Source organism: Streptomyces sp. 13-12-16 (assembly GCF_002114215.1).
Classification (GTDB): Bacteria; Actinomycetota; Actinomycetes; order Streptomycetales; family Streptomycetaceae; genus Streptomyces.
In genome coordinates this window covers 1-15368 of record NZ_NCTE01000029.1, presented here as the reverse complement: position 1 = coordinate 15368, position 15368 = coordinate 1, and the positions used below count along the sequence as shown (strand labels likewise).

Below are 15368 nucleotides of genomic sequence, written 5' to 3'. Positions count from 1 at the left end.
GGCCGCGTCCAGTCGCCGCTGACGACGACCTCGTCGTCGGCGCGGGGCGCACGGCCCGCCTCGACGGCGTACGGAGCGAACGCGGCGGTGGACCAGGGGTGGCCGGTCAGCTCGCCGGGAGCGCCCTCCGCGCGGACGGGATAGGAGCGGTCCTCGACGACCGCGCCGAGCCGGCGCAGCTTCGCGACGGTCGCCGCCGGCACCGCGCGCGGGTGCGCCAGTTCCTCGGTCCTCTCGCCGTTCGGCGTCGGTACGCGCAGGGTGTCCGCGCCCTTGACCACGACCGGGGCGGCGGCGAACCGCTCCGGCTCCCGCGCGGGGGCGTCCAGGGAGGAGGCGAGGGCGAGTCCCATGACGGTGAGGAGGGCCACGCCCAGCGCGAGAGCGGTGAAGCTGCCGGCGAAGGTGATCCACCGGGCGCGCAGGGTGTGCAGGGCGAGGCTCAGCACGGTGTGGCCTCCAGCCCGGTCATCCGCGCGGCGACGGCGTCGGCGCCCGCCCCGGTCAGCTCGCCGTGGACGCGGCCGTCGACCAGGAAGACCACGCGGTCGGCGCGGGAGGCGGCCACCGGGTCGTGGGTCACCATGACGACCGTCTGTCCCCCGCGGTCCACCATGCCGCGCAGCAGCGTGAGCACCTCGTGTCCGGTGCGGGAGTCCAGCGCGCCGGTCGGTTCGTCGGCGAACAGCACCTCGGGGCGGGTGACCAGGGCACGGGCCAGCGCGACGCGCTGCTGCTGGCCTCCGGACAGCTCGGCGGGCCGGTGCCGGGCGCGGTCACCGAGACCGACCTGGTGGAGCGCCTCACGGATCCGGGCCCGCGGCACGCGCCGGCCGGCCAGTCGCAGCGGGAGGGCGACGTTCTGCTCGGCGGTCAACGCCGGCAGCAGGTTGAACGCCTGGAAGACGAAGCCGACGCGCTCGCGGCGCAGCAGGGTCAGCCGTCTCTCACCGAGCCCGGTCAGCTCGGTACCGCCGACGGTGACCGAGCCCGAGGTGGGCCGGTCGAGCCCGGCGGCGCACTGCAGCAGCGTCGACTTGCCGGAGCCGGACGGGCCCATCACGGCGGTGAAACTCCCCCGCGGGAAGGCGAGGGAGACCCCGTCCAGCGCGCTCACCGCACCATCGCCCGACCCGTACCGCCGGCTCACCCGGCGCAAGGTGATCGCGTCGCCGTTCCTCTGGCTCATGTGCCCCGCTCCCCATGTCCTGCCCGGCCGTTCCGGGCTGCTCACCTGTGACCACGAAACCGTCCGGGAGGCGGTCGGCGCAGTGCGGCAGGGGCGAGAAAAGGGGTAGGGCCAGGCATACCCCGAAGCCTCCGTCCAGGCCCATGGCCGGGGCCGGCGCGGGCTTCTACCGTGATCCGCATGCAGTCTCGAAATCCCTGGCAGGCCATGTCCCGTCCCGGCTACGCGCTCTCGGTGTGGCCGTGGCGCTCGGCCGGATACCTGCTCACCGGCGCGGTGACCGGCGCGGTCGTACTCGTGGGCATCGTGGTGTCGGTGGTGGCCGGCGGAGTGCTCGCGCCGGTCCTGGTGGGGCTGTTGCTGCTGCTCGGCACCGCTCTCGCGGGCATACCGGTGGCCCGGCTGGAGCGGTGGCGGCTGCGGCTGGCCGACCGCGATCCGGCACCCGACCCGCACCTGCCGCCCGCCGCCCCCGGTCTGCGGGCCTGGCTGGCCGCCCGGCTGCGGGAGCGGGCCACCTGGCGGGAGCTCGGGCACGCCCTGCTGTTCGCGGGCCTGCTGTGGCCGGTCGACGCCCTCGCGCTCACGGCCGGCCTGCTCTTCCCGGCAGCCGTGACCGCCACCCCGTTGCTGATGGCCACGGCCGGGGACGGCGAGGAGGCGAAGGTCCTCAAGCTGTGGACGGTCACCACCTGGCCGGCGGCGGCCGGTGCCGCCCTGCTCGGGATCGTCCTGCTCGCCCTGGGCTCCTATCTGCTGGGCATCGCGGCGGGCGCCCGCGCGGGGCTGACCCGGCTGCTGCTCGCCCCGCGCGAAACCGCCCTGGACGCCAGGGTGACCGAACTGACCCGGTCCCGGGTGCGGCTGGTGGAGGCCTTCGAGGCGGAGCGGCGGCGCATCGAGCGCGATCTGCACGACGGGGCCCAGCAGCGCCTGGTCGCCCTGACGATGACGCTGGGCCTGGCCCGCCTGGAGGCGCCGTCCGGACCGCTGGCCGAACGGCTCGCCAAGGCCCACGACGAGGCGGGCCGGGCACTCGGGGAACTGCGGGAGCTCATCCACGGCATCCACCCCCAGGTCCTCGCCGACTACGGGCTCGAGGCCGCGGTCGCCGACGCCGCCGACCGGTCCGCCGTACCCGTGGACGTGGACCTGGACCTCACCGGCCGGCTGCCCACGCCGGTCGAGGCCGCCGCGTACTTCGTGGTGTGCGAGGCGCTCGCCAACGTCGCCCGGCACAGCGGGGCGAGCCGCGCGCGGGTGGACGGCGGGCACCACGACGGGCGGCTGCTGCTGGAGGTCCGCGACGACGGACGGGGCGGCGCACGGGCCGGGGCGGGCAGTGGACTGACCGGACTCGCCGACCGGGTGTCGGTGCTCGATGGCAGACTCACCCTGTCCAGCCCGGTGGGCGGACCGACCCTGCTGCGTGTGGAGATCCCTTGCGCCCCCTGCTCTCCCTGACGGACGGCCGAGCACTGCGCATCGTGCTGGCCGAGGACAGCGTGCTGCTGCGGGAGGGCCTGATCGGCCTGCTCCAGCAGTGCGGGCACGAGGTCGTCGCGGCGGTCGGCGACGCCGAGGCGCTGATCGCCGAGGCCGGGAAGAACGAACCCGACATCGTGGTGACGGACGTCCGGATGCCCCCGGACTTCCAGGACGAGGGCCTGCGCGCGGCCGTACGCCTGCGCACCGAGCGGCCCACGCTGCCCGTCCTCGTGCTCAGTCAGTACGTGCAGCGCCGGTACGCCTCCGACCTGCTGGACTCCGGCGACGGCACCGGCATCGGCTATCTGCTCAAGGACCGGGTCGGCCAGATCGAGGAGTTCGTGACCGCGCTGAGCCAGGTCGCGGACGGCGGCACGGTGGTCGATCCCGAGGTCGTACGGCAGTTGCTGCGCCACCGTCGTGATCCGCTGGAGCGGCTGTCCCCGCGGGAGCGGGAGGTGCTGGCGTTGATAGCGGAAGGCAAGTCCAACGGCGCGATCGCCCGAGAGCTGGTGGTGTCGGAGGCCGCCGTCGGCAAGCACATCGGCAGCATCTTCACGAAGCTGGACCTGCCGTTGACGGACGAGACGCACCGGCGGGTCCTCGCGGTGCTGGCTTATTTGCGGGCGTGACCGGGCGCGATCAGGACTTACCGAGCGTTACCGGATGCGGCAGTGTAAACCGACCGGACGGTCTTCCTACTGGCCGGTCATCATGTACGACCGGTACCAGGGAGCCGACCGGGCGAACGTACGGGCGAACCCCTCGCCCGGTGAGCAGTCCAGGTCCTTCCAGAAGCCGTCGTCCGCGAACCAGTGGTCCACGGTGAGCATGCCCAGGTGGTGCAGCGCGCGCGGGGACCCGGCGGCCCGGGCGAGGGCGGTTTCCGCGTCCACCGAGGCGCCGCCGCCGGGACGCTCCACCCGCTCGCACACGGCCGCGAGCAGCTCCGAGGCGGGGACGGGGTCCGGGTGTGCGACGTAGTGGGCGCCGGGGCCGTGGCCGGGGGACAACGCCGCGGCGACGACCGCCCGGCCCAGGGTGTCGACGTCGATCATCGAGTGGAGCGCCTCGCAGCCGGACACGGACGCGGACAGCTCCCGCAGCAGCCCCACCAGTCCGGGGATCATCCAGCGGTCGCCCTCACCGTGCACCAGGTGCGGGCGCAGCACCAGGCCGCCCGCGTCGAGGACATGCCCTTCGGCCGCCGCGCGGGTGCCACTGGTGGCGGAGACGGGCGCGATCGGGGCCTCGCCGGGCCGTACGCCCCGGAAGGGGCCCCGGCCGTGGACGGCGGCGGTGCTCACGTACACGATCCGGCGCACTCCGCTCCGTACGGCCTCCTCCACCAGGGCCTTCGTGCCGAGGTCGTTGACCGCGGCGACGGACTCCGGGTCACCGCTCACGCGGGAGGCGCAGTGGACGAGGACGTCGACGCCGGCGCAAGTGCCGTGCAGGGTGCGCGGGTCGGCGAGGTCACCGGGCACCGTCCCGGAGTCCGGCCGCCCGGGCGGCGTACGGCGGGACAGCGACCGGACGCGGACCTCGGGGCGTTCGAGGGCCGCTGCCACGACCCGGCTGCCGATGAAGCCCGTCGCGCCGGTGATCAGGAGGCTGACGGTCACGGCAGGGACCGTACCGGGGCCGTGGGCGCACAGGTGAGGGTGGCGGCGAAGACGGGCTGGCCGTCCTGCGTGCCCGACACCCGCACCGTCACCTCGTCCTCGCCCTTGTCGAGCACTTCGGTGTCGAGCCGGCAGGGGCTGTCCAGTTCGGCGTAGCGGCTGAAGGAGACGGCCAGTTCGGACGGCAGGAAGGGCAGTCGGCCCGACGCCGCGGTCGCGGCCTGGCGGGCCGCCTCGAACAGGACCATGCCGGGGACGTGGTCGTTGGGACGCGGGAAGAGGACCGGGTGCCCGGTGTGCGCGCGCAGCAGCCAGGAGCCGGGCCGGTCCGCGGGGGCGAGGACGACGTCCTCCGCGAGGTGGCGGCCCACCAGTTCGGGCGACACCGGTTCCGGCAGCGGTATTCGGGCTCCCTGGGCGGCAAGTTGGCGTTCCCGCAGGCGGCGGTAGGCGGCCGGGGAGGTGCAGCCGGTGCTGCCGGTGCCCCGGGCGACGAGGCGTCCCGCGCGGCGGAACTCCATCGTCGTGCGCATGCTGTTCAGGCCCCGGCCCCGGCGGCGGAGCTCGGAGCAGACGACGTCGACGGTGACCGGCTCGTCCGCGTCCGCGAGCAGCAGCCGGTCCGGGTCGGTGATCACGTCCAGGTCCCGCATGACGAAGTGGGTGTCGGCGGGGGCGCCGAACTCCGCGTGGGCGAGGGCCATCGAGGTCTGGCGCAACGTTTCGCCGACGATCATCGGATCCTGGTGGCGGTCGTCGACGGGGCCGAAGAAGGCGTGGTCGGCGGGCCAGCGCGCGGTGACACGGAAGCGGACGTCCGAGAGCCGGACCCATTCGACCGGGAAGACGTCCGCCGCGCGGGGGCGGTGGGCGAGTTCGGTGGTGACGCGGGTACGGGCACCGGGTCTGCCGGCGGTGTTTGCGGGCGGCACCCGCTGTCCGGTCTGATCCTCCATGGGGGCGCTCCAGGAATCCGGCTGCGGCATGAGGAACACCCGGGATCGGGAATCGGACCTCCGGGCGGCTCGCACTAAGATACGGACGAGTTGGTTTTTTTCCAAGGGTGATCCACACCGCCGGAGACGAGCCCACGCGCCCCGCACGACATGACAGACCGCACGGCGGCTTCACGACGGCTTCACGGCAGCTTCACGACGACCGCGCGGTGCGACCCACGAGATCCATGAGATCCACCCAGATCAGGAGGCACCCGATGGCGCGACAGGAGCGCGCGATCCGCACCCGGCGGACCATCCTGGAGGCGGCGGCGGCCGTCTTCGACGAACGCGGCTACACCTCGGCGACCATCGGGGAGATCCTGGAGCGGGCCGGGGTCACCAAGGGCGCGCTGTACTTCCACTTCGGCTCCAAGGAGGAGCTGGCGCTCGGTGTGTTCGAGGAGCAGCTCGCGATCTCCCTGCCGTCCCAGTCCAGCAAACTGCAGGAACTCGTCGACTCCGGCCTGGTGCTGGCGCTGCGGCTGCGGACCGAGCCGCTGGTGCGGGCCAGCGTCGGACTGGCCCTGGACCAGGGGGCGCTGGGGCTGGACCGCACTCCGGCGTTCGGCATGTGGATCGACCAGACCACCCGGACCCTGGCCGAGGCCAAGGCGGGAGGCGAACTGCTGCCGCACGTCGACGCGACGGAGACGGCGGAACTGCTGGTCGCGAGCTTCTCCGGGGTGCAGCTCCTGTCGCAGTTGCGCTGCCAGCGGCAGGACCTGGAGCACCGGGTCGCCGTGCTCTTCCACCACATGCTGCCGGGCGTGGCCGTTCCGGCCGTGCTGGCCCGGCTGGACATCTCCCAGGACCGTGCCGGGCGGCTGCTCGCCGAGGGACGGCTGCTGCCGGTGGCGGGAGAGGTGGCGGAGGTCGGGTAGGGCCCGGGCCTCGCACGTGCCGGATCGGACCCGGGCCTCGTGCGCGCCGGGTAGGGACCGGACCTGATACGTGCCGGGTCGGGCCCGGACTTCTCCACACCGGAAGAGTTGTCCACAGGGCCTGACGTGTTTCGGCCACCGGCTGTACGGTCGGCACGATCGATGTCGACGCGTGTGTACGGCACGTATGTGTACGGGGGAGGCGGTCGCCGTGACCGGAACCGTTGCCGTGATGTCCGGGACTCATGAGCCCACCGGTGCGACCGGAACCGGTGGTGCGATCCCGGTGCGGCGGCTGCCGCGGGTGCCGGGATTCGCCGAGCGGTCCGCCGGGGACAGCCCCAAGGGCGAGGGCAAGGCCCTGCGCGGTCAGGTACCCCGCACGGCACACGCCACCTTCGGCCCGGACGCCTCCCGTCCCGACGCCGTGAGCGCCGTCGAGGAGTCCAGCCGGGGCCGGCTGCCCGAGCTCGCGCCGATCCGGGTGGGCAGGATGGCGGCGACACCGTTCGCCTTCCTGCGTGGATCGGCGGGCCTCATGGCGTACGACCTGGCCCGCACGCCGGTGACCCGGATCGGCGCCCAGATCTGCGGCGACGCCCACGCGGCGAATTTCGGCCTCTACGGCGACGCGCGCGGTGGACTGGTCATCGACCTGAACGACTTTGACGAGACGGTGCACGGCCCCTGGGAATGGGACCTCAAGCGGCTCGCCACCTCCCTGGTGCTCGCCGGGCGCGAGGCCGGCGCGGACGAGGACACCTGCCGTGCCGCGGCCCACGACACCGTGGGCGCCTACCGCCGCACGATGCGGCTGCTGTCCAGGCTGCCGGCGCTGGACGCCTGGAACGCCATCGCGGACGAGGAACTGGTCTCCCACACCGACGCCCACGACCTGCTGGGCACCCTGGAGCGGGTCTCCGAGAAGGCCCGCGCGAACACCAGCGGCCGGTTCGCGGCCAAGTCCACCGAGCCGACCGGGGACGGCGGACGCCGCTTCGTCGACGCGCCGCCGGTCCTGCGCCGAATACCGGACGGCGAGGCCGCCCGGGTGGCCGCCTCGCTGGAGCAGTACCTCGGCACGCTCCCGCCCGACCGCCACCCGCTGCTGGCCCGGTACGCGGTGCACGACGTGGCGTTCCGCGTCGTCGGCACCGGCAGCGTGGGCACCCGCTCGTACGTCGTGCTGCTCCTCGACCACCGGGGCGAGCCCCTGGTCCTCCAGGTGAAGGAGGCCCGCCCCTCGGCACTCGTGCCGCATCTGCCGACGGCCGGGTTCGACGCCCCCGAGGCCGGCCACGAGGGCAGGCGGGTGGTCCACGGCCAGAAGCGGATGCAGGTGATAAGCGACAACTTGCTGGGCTGGACGACGGTCGACGGCCGCCCCTACCAGGTGCGCCAGTTCCGCAACCGCAAGGGCAGCGTCGACCCGGCCGCGCTGGCCGCCGACCAGATCGACGACTACGCCCGTATGACCGGCGCCCTGCTGGCCCGCGCACACTCCCACAGCGCCGACCCCCGCCTCATCGCCGGGTACTGCGGCAAGAACGACGAACTGGACGAGGCGGTGGCGGCCTTCGCCGTCGCCTACGCCGACCGCACCGAGGCCGACCACACCGACCTGGTGACCGCGGTGCGGTCGGGACGGATCGCGGCGGAGACGGGGGTGTGAGCGGGCGTCCGGGCCGGGCGCCCGCCCCTGACCGGGGAGTACGCCGCCGCGGCGGGGCGTATCGACCGGGCGGGTGGCCTACGCTGTCCGGGTGACGACCTCGGAAGGTGAGCAGAGTGGCGGCGCCGGCGCGGAGCGGACCCCCGGCGGTGGTGGCGCGGCACGGCCCGAGGAACGGCTGGAGCAGGCCGTACGCGCGGCCGAGCAGGCGCTGATCGAGTTCGAGATCGCGGTGGAGACCTTCCGCGTCGAGGTCGAGAACTTCTCCCGGCTGCACGAACAGAAGCTCGGCCCGATGTACGCCCGGCTCGAGGAGCTGGACGCCCGGATCCTGGAGGCCAGGGCCGCCCGCAGCGACGACCCCGAGGACCGGCGCCGGGCCGACGAGGCGCGCGCCCGGCTGATGCCCATCCCCGGCGTCGAGGAGCTGCTCAACGGCTGGATGGACGGCGACGGCCTCTTCCCCGAGGCCACCGCCATGCTCACCGACCAGCCGGTCCGGCCCCCGCGGCGGGTGCGGCCCAGCGAGGAGGCCCGCAAGCTCTACCGCGACCTCGCCCGCAAGGCCCACCCGGACCTGGCGCAGGAGGAGAAGGAACGCGCGCGCCGTGAGGAGTTCATCACCCGCGTCAACGCCGCCTATGCCCGCGGCAACGAGGACGAACTGCGCGAACTCGCCGAGGAGTGGGCCAAGGGACCGGAGCTGAAGCGCGTCCCGAGCGCGGGCGAGGAGCTCTACGCCCGCCTCGAATGGCTCGCCCGGCGCAAGGAGATGCTCACGCTGGTCGCCAGGGAACTGGAGGACGGCGCCATCGGCTCGATGCTCCGCCTCGCCCCGGACGACCCCGACAGGCTCCTGGAGGAGATTGCCGAGCAGCTGCGGACCCAGGTGACCGAGCGCGAGGCGGAGCTGGCGGAACTGCTGGCCTGAGCCGGGGGCCGCCCGGTCGGGTAGCGTCGGGGGCATGAGTTTCGGAGCTGGTGTGCCCACGGTCCGGGTCGCGGACATCGAGGACGGCGACTTCCTGCTGGACGTCCGTGAGGACGACGAGTGGAAGGCCGGCCACGCCGCAGGGGCGCTGCACATCCCCATCAGTGAGTTCGTGGCCCGCTACGGCGAGCTGACCGAGGCCGCCCCGCAGGACGGCCGGGTCCATGTGATCTGCCGCTCCGGCGGACGGTCGGCGCAGGTCACCATGTATCTGGCCCAGCAGGGCGTCGACGCTGTGAACGTGGACGGTGGCATGCAGGTGTGGGAGGCCGCCGGGCGTTCCGTCGTCACGGACGACGGAACGCCGGGGCACGTTCTGTAGCCCCTTCCCGCGGACGCCCGCGCTCGGCCGGCCCACCGGTCGCGGCCCTGCGGAGCCCCGACGACGCCGGAGCGGCGCCGGAGAGCGGCGCCGGACGGTCGGCCCTGCCTCGGGCCGCCACCGGACAGCAGGACCGGCACCGGAAAGCCATAGCGGACGACCGGGCCCGCATCGGAGTGCCCCGGAGTGGCCCCCGGCCCGTGAGAGCGGGCCGGGGGCTCCTACCGGTCGAAGTCCAGCTCCACCCGCTCCGTCACCGGATGCGACTGGCAGGCCAGGACGTAGCCCGCCTCCGTCTCCTCCGACTCCAGCGCGAAGTTGCGGTCCATCCGTACCTCGCCCGAGACGAGGAAGGCGCGGCAGGTTCCGCACACCCCGCCCTTGCAGGCGTAGGGCGCGTCGGGCCGGTTGCGCAGCACCGTGTCCAGCAGGGACTCGCCGTCCCGGACGGGCCAGGTCCCGCCGCGTCCGTCGAGCCGGGCGGTGACCGTGCTGTGCGTGGGGGCGGGCGCCGTGGTGACGGTCGCCGTACCGGCGTCCACGTGGAAGATCTCCTGGTGGATGCGGGAGCGCGCCACACCCAGTCCGCGCAGTGCCCGCTCGGCCCCTTCGACCAGGCCGTACGGACCGCACAGGAACCAGCCGTCCACCTGCTCCACGGGCAGCAGGGCCGGCAGCAGCCCGGTCAGCCGCTCCTGGTCCAGCCGTCCGGACGGCAGCCCCGCCTGCTGCTCCTCCCGCGAGAGCACCGTCACCAGCTGGAGCCGCTCGGGGTAGCGGTCCTTCAGGTCGGCGACCTCCTCCAGGAACATCGTCGAGGCGGCCGTCCGGTCGCTGCGGATCAGGCAGAACCGGGCCTCGGGCTCACGCGCGAGGAGGGTCGAGACGATCGACAGCACCGGCGTGATGCCGCTGCCGCCGACGATCGCCGCGTACCGGCCGGGCGCGGGAGGGAGCGTGAACCGGCCGGCCGGGGTCATCACCTCCAGCTCGTCGCCGAGGTCGATCTCCTTGAGCGCGTACGTGGAGAAGGCGCCGCCCTCGACCAGCCGCACGCCGACCCGGAGGGTGCTCGGTGCCTCGTCGCCGGGTGCGGGGGAGCAGATGGAGTAGGTGCGCCGGATGTCCTCGCCGTCCGCGACGCGCCGCAGGGCCAGGTGCTGGCCCGGGGCGTACCGGTACTCCTCGGCCAGGTGCGGGGGGACGGTGAGGGTGAGGGCGACGGAGTCGTCGGTGAGCCGGTCGACCGCGGCCACCCGGAGCCGGTGGAAGCGGGCCATCACAACTCCTTGAAGTGGTCGAACGGTTCACGGCAGGCCAGGCAGCGGCGCAGCGCCTTGCACGCGGTGGACGAGAAACGGCTGAGCAGTTCGGTCTCGGCGGAGCCGCAGTGCGGGCAGCGGACGGGCACCGGTTCGTCCTCCGGCCGGGCCGCGCGGGCGCGCGTCGGCCCCAGCTCCACCCCGACCGGCCCGGAGGCCGTTCGTACACGGGGCGGGGCGATGCCGAACTCCCGGAGTTTGCGGCGCCCTTCGTCCGTGATGTCGTCGGTCGACCAGGCGGGCGCGAGCACCCTGCGCACGGTGACCTCGCGCACCCCGTGCTCGCGCAGCACCCGCTCGATGTCCAGGCTCATCGCCTCGACGGCCGGGCAGCCGGTGTACGTCGGGGTCAGCTCGACCTCGACGGTGTCCGTGCCGCGCGCGTGCACCGCGCGCACGACGCCCAGTTCACGCAGGGTCAGTACGGGAAGTTCGGGGTCGGGCACCGAGCCGGCGAGCTCCAGGAGTTCGGCCTCCAGCGGGGTGAGGGTGGTCACCACGTCGCCCCCGGATGGCTGCGGTGCAGGTGCTGCATCTCGGCGAGCATCCGGCCGAAGGGCTCGGTGTGCAGGCCCTGACGGCCCGCGCCGGCCGTCCACGCCCCGGTGCGCGGGCCGTCGGGCACGGTGAGGGTGGCCCGGCGCAGCACCTCCGGGACCCACTCGAGCCAGGCCGTCTCCAGGCCGCTCCAGTCGACGTCCAGGCCCTCGACGGGCTGGAACATCTCGCCGGTGTGGCGCCACAGCGCGTCCACGGCACGCTGCATCCGGGCACGGCTCTCGTCGGTGCCGTCGCCGAGTCGCAGCGTCCACTGCTCGGCGTGGTCGCGGTGGTAGGCGGTCTCCTTGACCGCCTTGCCGGCCAGCGGTGCGAACGGGCCGTCTCCTGCGGCCAGTTCGCCGTAGAGGAGGTACTGGTGGGCGGAGAAGAACAGCTGGCGGGCGATGGTGTGGGCGAAGTCGCCGTTGGGCTGCTCCACCAGCTGGAGGTTGCGGAAGGCGCGCTCCTCACGGAGATAGGCCAGCTCGTCCTCGTCGCCCACCATCGACAGCAGCACGCGGGCCTGGCCCAGCAGGTCCAGCGCGATGTTGGCGAGGGCGACCTCCTCCTCCAGCACGGGGGCGTGGCCGGCCCACTCGCCCAGGCGGTGGGAGAGCACCAGCGCGTCGTCGCCGAGGGCGAGCGCGGCCGCCGCGTGGGCGGTGTCCTTGGCGGGGGTCGTGGTCACAGGTGCCGCACCCCCTCGGGGATCTCGTAGAACGTCGGGTGCCGGTAGGGCTTGTCGGCGGCCGGTTCGAAGAACGGGTCCTTCTCGTCGGGCGAGGAGGCGGTGACCGCGGACGACGGGACGACCCAGATCGAGACGCCCTCGCCGCGCCGGGTGTACAGATCGCGGGCGTTGCGCAGGGCGAACTCCGCGTCCGGGGCGTGCAGGCTGCCGGCGTGGGTGTGGGACAGGCCCCGGCGCGAGCGCACGAAGACCTCCCACAGGGGCCAGTCGGTGTGGGTCATGCTCGCGCAGCTCCTGTCTCGCTGTTCGTGTGCTTGGCCGCGTGGGCCGCCGCGGCCTCCCTGACCCAGGCGCCCTCCTCGTGGGCCCGCCTGCGCCGGGTCAGCCGCTGTTCGTTGCACGGGCCGTTGCCCTTGAGGACGTCCCGGAACTCCGCCCAGTCGATCGCGCCGAAGTCGTGCTGCCCGCGCTCCTCGTTCCACTTCAGGTCCGGGTCGGGGAGGGTGAGGCCGAGCGACTCGGCCTGGGGGACGCAGATGTCGACGAAGCGCTGGCGCAGCTCGTCGTTGGAGTGCCGTTTGATCTTCCAGGCCATCGACTGCGCGGAGTGCTGGGACTCGTCGTCGGGCGGGCCGAACATCATCAGCGACGGCCACCACCAGCGGTCCACCGCGTCCTGCGCCATCGCGTGCTGCTCCGGGGTGCCCTTGCTGAGGGCCAGCAGCAGCTCGTAGCCCTGGCGCTGGTGGAAGGACTCCTCCTTGCAGATGCGGACCATCGCGCGCGCGTACGGGCCGTAGGAGCAGCGGCACAGGGGCACCTGGTTGGTGATCGCCGCGCCGTCCACGAGCCAGCCGATGGCGCCGACGTCCGCCCAGGTCAGCGTCGGGTAGTTGAAGATCGAGGAGTACTTCTGGCGGCCGGAGTGCAGCTTGTCGAGCAGCTCGTCGCGGCTGGTGCCGAGGGTCTCGGCGGCGCTGTACAGGTACAGGCCGTGCCCGGCCTCGTCCTGCACCTTGGCCATCAGGATCGCCTTGCGGCGCAGCGAGGGCGCGCGGGTGATCCAGTTGGCCTCCGGCTGCATGCCGATGATCTCGGAGTGCGCGTGCTGGGCGATCTGCCGGACGAGGGTGGCCCGGTAGGCGTCCGGCATCCAGTCGCGCGGCTCGATCCGCTCGTCGGCGGCGACGGCCGCGTCGAAGGCGCGCTCGTAGCCGGCGGTGTCATCGGCCGGTGCGTCGTACGCCTGGCTGCCGGCCGTATCGCTGGCGGCTGCTGTCGCCATGAGGTCCCCCTCGACTGGATGCTTCCCGGAGCACGCTCCCGACCGATCGTTCGGTTCGTGCGATTCCATGGTGAGACGGGCGCCGCGAGGTGTCAACCGCTGTGGATAACCTGCGGGGACCGCCTGTGGACAACGGGGGCTCGGGCCGGGCTGTGGATACGGCCGCGGAACGGGATCCCGGCGGGACTGTGCTCGGGGGGCCGGTGCTGAGTACCGTTCCGTGCGGCACGGCGGAGCGGTCGTGCGGGGCGGAACGCCGTTCTCGTGGCCGGGAGGGCGCGGCGACGGACCGGGATCGGGGAGCGGGGCGGAATGGACGCGTACGACAAGGGCTCGGACGCCCGGCACGGCCCTGCGGGGCCCTCTGCCGGGCCGAGCGGGCCGGAACCGGGTGCCGCCCTGCCCGAGCCCGCCACCCCGGCCACCCCGGCCGGCCCATCCGGACCAGCAGCCCTGCCGCCAGGTACCGGCCGCCCGGAAGACCTCCCGCACTCCCCCGCCGGTCCCGACGCCGTCCCCCACACCGTGCCCGGCCCGCCCGCCGGGCCCCGTACCGGGGTGGCCGCGCTCTCCCTGCGCTATCAGATCGGCGCCGCGGTGGCGCTCGCGGTCGTCGCGGTCGTGGTCTGTGTGCACCTCGGCATGACGTTCCTGCACGTCGCGCCGGCGAACACGGTCAGCAAGAAGCACGGCGAGACGGTCGAGGACTGGATCTACCCGGAGTTCGAGCAGAACTGGAAGCTGTTCGCGCCGAACCCGTTGCAGCAGAACATCGCCGTCCAGGTGCGTGCCGAGATCCGTACGGCGGACGGGGGGACGCGGACCACCGGCTGGTACGACCTGTCCGCACAGGACGGCCGCGCCATCGACGGCAACCTCCTGCCCAGCCACACCCAGCAGAACGAGCTGCGCCGCGCCTGGGACTTCTTCGTCGCCACGCACGACGACGACAACCGGCCGGTGGGCCTGCGCGGTGCGCTGTCCGAGACGTACCTGCGCCGGATCACGGTGCTGCGCCTCGACCGCGCGGACGCGGCCGGTCCGGGCGGTGCCGTCGAGCGCGTCCAGGTCCGCTCGCGGACCACCCATGTGCCGCCGCCCGAGTGGAGCGGGGAGAAGGTCTCCACCACACCCGTGTACCGCACGCTGTCCTGGTGGCCGCTGCCCGAGGACGAGGTTCGGGGAGGCGTGGGGTGAACCGCTGCTCGCTGGCCCTGTCCCGCGCGATCGCCCGCGTCACCGACTCCGCGCTCGGCCCCTACCAGACCGCCGTGATCCGTATCGGCTTCAGCCTGACCTGGCTGCTGTTCCTGCTGCGCGAGTTCCCCCACCGTCAGGAGCTGTACGGCCCCGACGGGCCCTGGAGCTGGGACCTCGCCGACCAGCTGGTCGCGACGAACGACGCCTTCACGCCGCTGCTGTGGTCGGACAGCCGGCTCTGGTTCGAGGCCGTCTACGCGCTCGCCGTGCTGTGGAGCCTGCTGCTGCTGCTCGGCTGGCGCACCCGCACCATGTCGGTGCTGTTCATGGTGGGCGTGCTGGCGCTGCAGAACCGCAGCGTCTTCATGGGGGACGGCGGCGACAACGTCCTGCACCTGATGTCGGTCTACCTGGTGTTCACGCGCTGCGGCCGGGTCTGGTCGCTGGACGCGCGCCGTGCGCGCCGCGCGGCCGGGGCACGCGCCCGTGGCGAGTGGCCGCGTGACCGGACCGGCCCGGTGCTGTGGGGTGTGCTGGGCCTGCTGCTGCTCCTGGCGACACTGGCGGGCCGGATGGACGGTGACTGGTTCATACCGGCGCTGTTGTGGGCCGTATGGCTCGCGCAGGCGCTGTGGTGGCTGGTGGGGCACCGGGCGGAGACCGGGCAGCCGCGGATCCTGCTGGACGTCGTCGCGAACGTCGTGCACAACGGCGCGCTGCTGGTGATCATGGCCGAGGCGTGCCTGATCTACGCCACGGCCGGCTGGTACAAGGTCCAGGGCTCCCGCTGGCAGGACGGCACCGCCGTCTACTACCCGCTGCACCTGGAGTACTTCTCCCCCTGGCCGGCCCTCGCGGACCTGTTGTCGGCCAGCGGCACGATGGTGATGCTGGTGACCTACGGGACGGTCGCCGTGCAGGTCGCCTTCCCGTTCACGCTGTTCAACCGGCGGGTCAAGAACGTCCTGCTGGCCTTCATGATCCTGGAGCACGCGGTCATCGCCGTCGTGCTCGGACTGCCCTTCTTCTCCCTGGCGATGATCGCGGCGGACGCGGTCTTCCTGCCGACGGCCTTCCTGCGCCGCCTCGGGAACCTCGCGGCACGCGCGCGCGGGCCGCTGCGCCCGCGCGGGACGCCGGTTCCGCGGCCACGGCCCCCGGCCG

The 15368-nt window shown here is 73.5% G+C and carries 16 protein-coding genes and 1 pseudogene; 8 read left to right on the top strand and 9 right to left on the bottom strand.

Annotated elements, in window-relative coordinates; genetic code table 11:
- Window positions 1-449: pseudogene (locus B7767_RS01485) on the bottom strand (ABC transporter permease); the annotation flags it as partial.
- On the bottom strand, window positions 443-1189 hold the full coding sequence (locus B7767_RS01480) for an ABC transporter ATP-binding protein (RefSeq protein ID WP_085570479.1): 747 nt from the start codon (window positions 1187-1189) through the stop codon (window positions 443-445). The pseudogene B7767_RS01485 and the gene B7767_RS01480, both read right to left, overlap by 7 nt.
- A gap of 207 nt (window positions 1190-1396) precedes the next feature.
- Here B7767_RS01480 and B7767_RS01475 point away from each other — a divergent pair, with 207 nt between their 5' ends.
- Both B7767_RS01475 and B7767_RS01470 read left to right on the top strand, forming a co-directional pair.
- Window positions 1397-2653, top strand: a complete 1257-nt coding sequence (locus tag B7767_RS01475; RefSeq protein WP_085570478.1) for a sensor histidine kinase — start codon at window positions 1397-1399, stop codon at window positions 2651-2653.
- A gap of 23 nt (window positions 2654-2676) precedes the next feature.
- A complete protein-coding gene (locus B7767_RS01470; RefSeq protein ID WP_085570483.1) occupies window positions 2677-3309 on the top strand; it encodes a response regulator transcription factor in 633 nt (210 codons plus the stop codon).
- A 66-nt stretch (window positions 3310-3375) separates the two neighbouring features.
- Here the strand turns inward: B7767_RS01470 and B7767_RS47645 are convergent, their stop codons facing one another.
- Entirely contained in the window at window positions 3376-4302 is a 927-nt protein-coding gene (locus B7767_RS47645; RefSeq protein ID WP_256923283.1) for an NAD(P)-dependent oxidoreductase, read from the bottom strand.
- On the bottom strand, window positions 4299-5258 hold the full coding sequence (locus B7767_RS47640) for a ScbA/BarX family gamma-butyrolactone biosynthesis protein (RefSeq protein ID WP_256923282.1): 960 nt from the start codon (window positions 5256-5258) through the stop codon (window positions 4299-4301). Before B7767_RS47640 ends, B7767_RS47645 begins: the two co-directional genes overlap by 4 nt.
- A 257-nt stretch (window positions 5259-5515) precedes the next feature.
- Between B7767_RS47640 and B7767_RS01460 the strand changes: the two genes are divergently transcribed.
- From B7767_RS01460 to B7767_RS01445, 4 genes are all read left to right on the top strand, one after another.
- Window positions 5516-6181, top strand: a complete 666-nt coding sequence (locus B7767_RS01460; RefSeq protein WP_085570477.1) for a ScbR family autoregulator-binding transcription factor — start codon at window positions 5516-5518, stop codon at window positions 6179-6181.
- A 232-nt stretch (window positions 6182-6413) separates the two neighbouring features.
- Complete coding sequence (locus tag B7767_RS01455; protein ID WP_085570476.1) at window positions 6414-7853, top strand: DUF2252 domain-containing protein; 1440 nt, start codon at window positions 6414-6416, stop codon at window positions 7851-7853.
- Between the two features lie 91 nt (window positions 7854-7944).
- Window positions 7945-8784 carry a hypothetical protein gene (locus B7767_RS01450; protein ID WP_085570481.1) on the top strand — a complete coding sequence of 280 codons (840 nt, stop codon included), beginning with the start codon at window positions 7945-7947 and terminating at the stop codon, window positions 8782-8784.
- A 52-nt stretch (window positions 8785-8836) separates the two neighbouring features.
- Window positions 8837-9166: a rhodanese-like domain-containing protein gene (locus B7767_RS01445; protein WP_030856969.1), complete on the top strand. Its 330-nt coding sequence runs from the start codon at window positions 8837-8839 to the stop codon at window positions 9164-9166.
- A 221-nt stretch (window positions 9167-9387) separates the two neighbouring features.
- Here B7767_RS01445 and paaE read toward each other — a convergent pair whose 3' ends face one another.
- From paaE to paaA, 5 genes are read right to left on the bottom strand one after another with little or no spacing between them, the layout of a single operon-like run.
- On the bottom strand, window positions 9388-10446 hold the full coding sequence (paaE, locus tag B7767_RS01440) for a 1,2-phenylacetyl-CoA epoxidase subunit PaaE (RefSeq protein ID WP_085570475.1): 1059 nt from the start codon (window positions 10444-10446) through the stop codon (window positions 9388-9390).
- The gene (paaD, locus tag B7767_RS01435) at window positions 10446-10985 is read right to left on the bottom strand and encodes a 1,2-phenylacetyl-CoA epoxidase subunit PaaD (protein WP_085570480.1); all 540 of its coding nucleotides are present in this window, start codon (window positions 10983-10985) and stop codon (window positions 10446-10448) included. The genes paaE and paaD overlap by 1 nt, the downstream gene beginning before the upstream one ends.
- Window positions 10982-11716, bottom strand: a complete 735-nt coding sequence (gene paaC, locus B7767_RS01430) for a 1,2-phenylacetyl-CoA epoxidase subunit PaaC (RefSeq protein ID WP_085570474.1) — start codon at window positions 11714-11716, stop codon at window positions 10982-10984. The genes paaD and paaC overlap by 4 nt, the downstream gene beginning before the upstream one ends.
- On the bottom strand, window positions 11713-12000 hold the full coding sequence (paaB, locus tag B7767_RS01425; RefSeq protein WP_085570473.1) for a 1,2-phenylacetyl-CoA epoxidase subunit PaaB: 288 nt from the start codon (window positions 11998-12000) through the stop codon (window positions 11713-11715). Before paaB ends, paaC begins: the two co-directional genes overlap by 4 nt.
- A complete protein-coding gene (gene paaA / locus B7767_RS01420; RefSeq protein ID WP_085570472.1) occupies window positions 11997-13004 on the bottom strand; it encodes a 1,2-phenylacetyl-CoA epoxidase subunit PaaA in 1008 nt (335 codons plus the stop codon). The genes paaB and paaA overlap by 4 nt, the downstream gene beginning before the upstream one ends.
- A gap of 312 nt (window positions 13005-13316) precedes the next feature.
- Between paaA and B7767_RS01415 the strand changes: the two genes are divergently transcribed.
- Window positions 13317-14201: a DUF5819 family protein gene (locus tag B7767_RS01415; protein WP_085570471.1), complete on the top strand. Its 885-nt coding sequence runs from the start codon at window positions 13317-13319 to the stop codon at window positions 14199-14201.
- The coding region (locus tag B7767_RS01410; RefSeq protein WP_107485727.1) for an HTTM domain-containing protein at window positions 14198-15368 on the top strand (1171 nt) is incomplete at its 3' end. The genes B7767_RS01415 and B7767_RS01410, both read left to right, overlap by 4 nt.

Bases quoted from the DNA above. Each gene is read 5' to 3' on its own strand.
- paaE (WP_085570475.1), bottom strand. From the start codon at position 10,446: ATGGCCCGCTTCCACCGGCTCCGGGTGGCCGCGGTCGACCGGCTCACC.
- B7767_RS01475 (WP_085570478.1), top strand. From the start codon at position 1,397: ATGTCCCGTCCCGGCTACGCGCTCTCGGTGTGGCCGTGGCGCTCGGCC.
- B7767_RS01415 (WP_085570471.1), top strand. From the start codon at position 13,317: ATGGACGCGTACGACAAGGGCTCGGACGCCCGGCACGGCCCTGCGGGG.
- B7767_RS01480 (WP_085570479.1), bottom strand. From the start codon at position 1,189: ATGAGCCAGAGGAACGGCGACGCGATCACCTTGCGCCGGGTGAGCCGG.
- paaB (WP_085570473.1), bottom strand. From the start codon at position 12,000: ATGACCCACACCGACTGGCCCCTGTGGGAGGTCTTCGTGCGCTCGCGC.
- B7767_RS47640 (WP_256923282.1), bottom strand. From the start codon at position 5,258: ATGGAGGATCAGACCGGACAGCGGGTGCCGCCCGCAAACACCGCCGGC.
- B7767_RS01455 (WP_085570476.1), top strand. From the start codon at position 6,414: ATGTCCGGGACTCATGAGCCCACCGGTGCGACCGGAACCGGTGGTGCG.
- B7767_RS01460 (WP_085570477.1), top strand. From the start codon at position 5,516: ATGGCGCGACAGGAGCGCGCGATCCGCACCCGGCGGACCATCCTGGAG.
- paaA (WP_085570472.1), bottom strand. From the start codon at position 13,004: ATGGCGACAGCAGCCGCCAGCGATACGGCCGGCAGCCAGGCGTACGAC.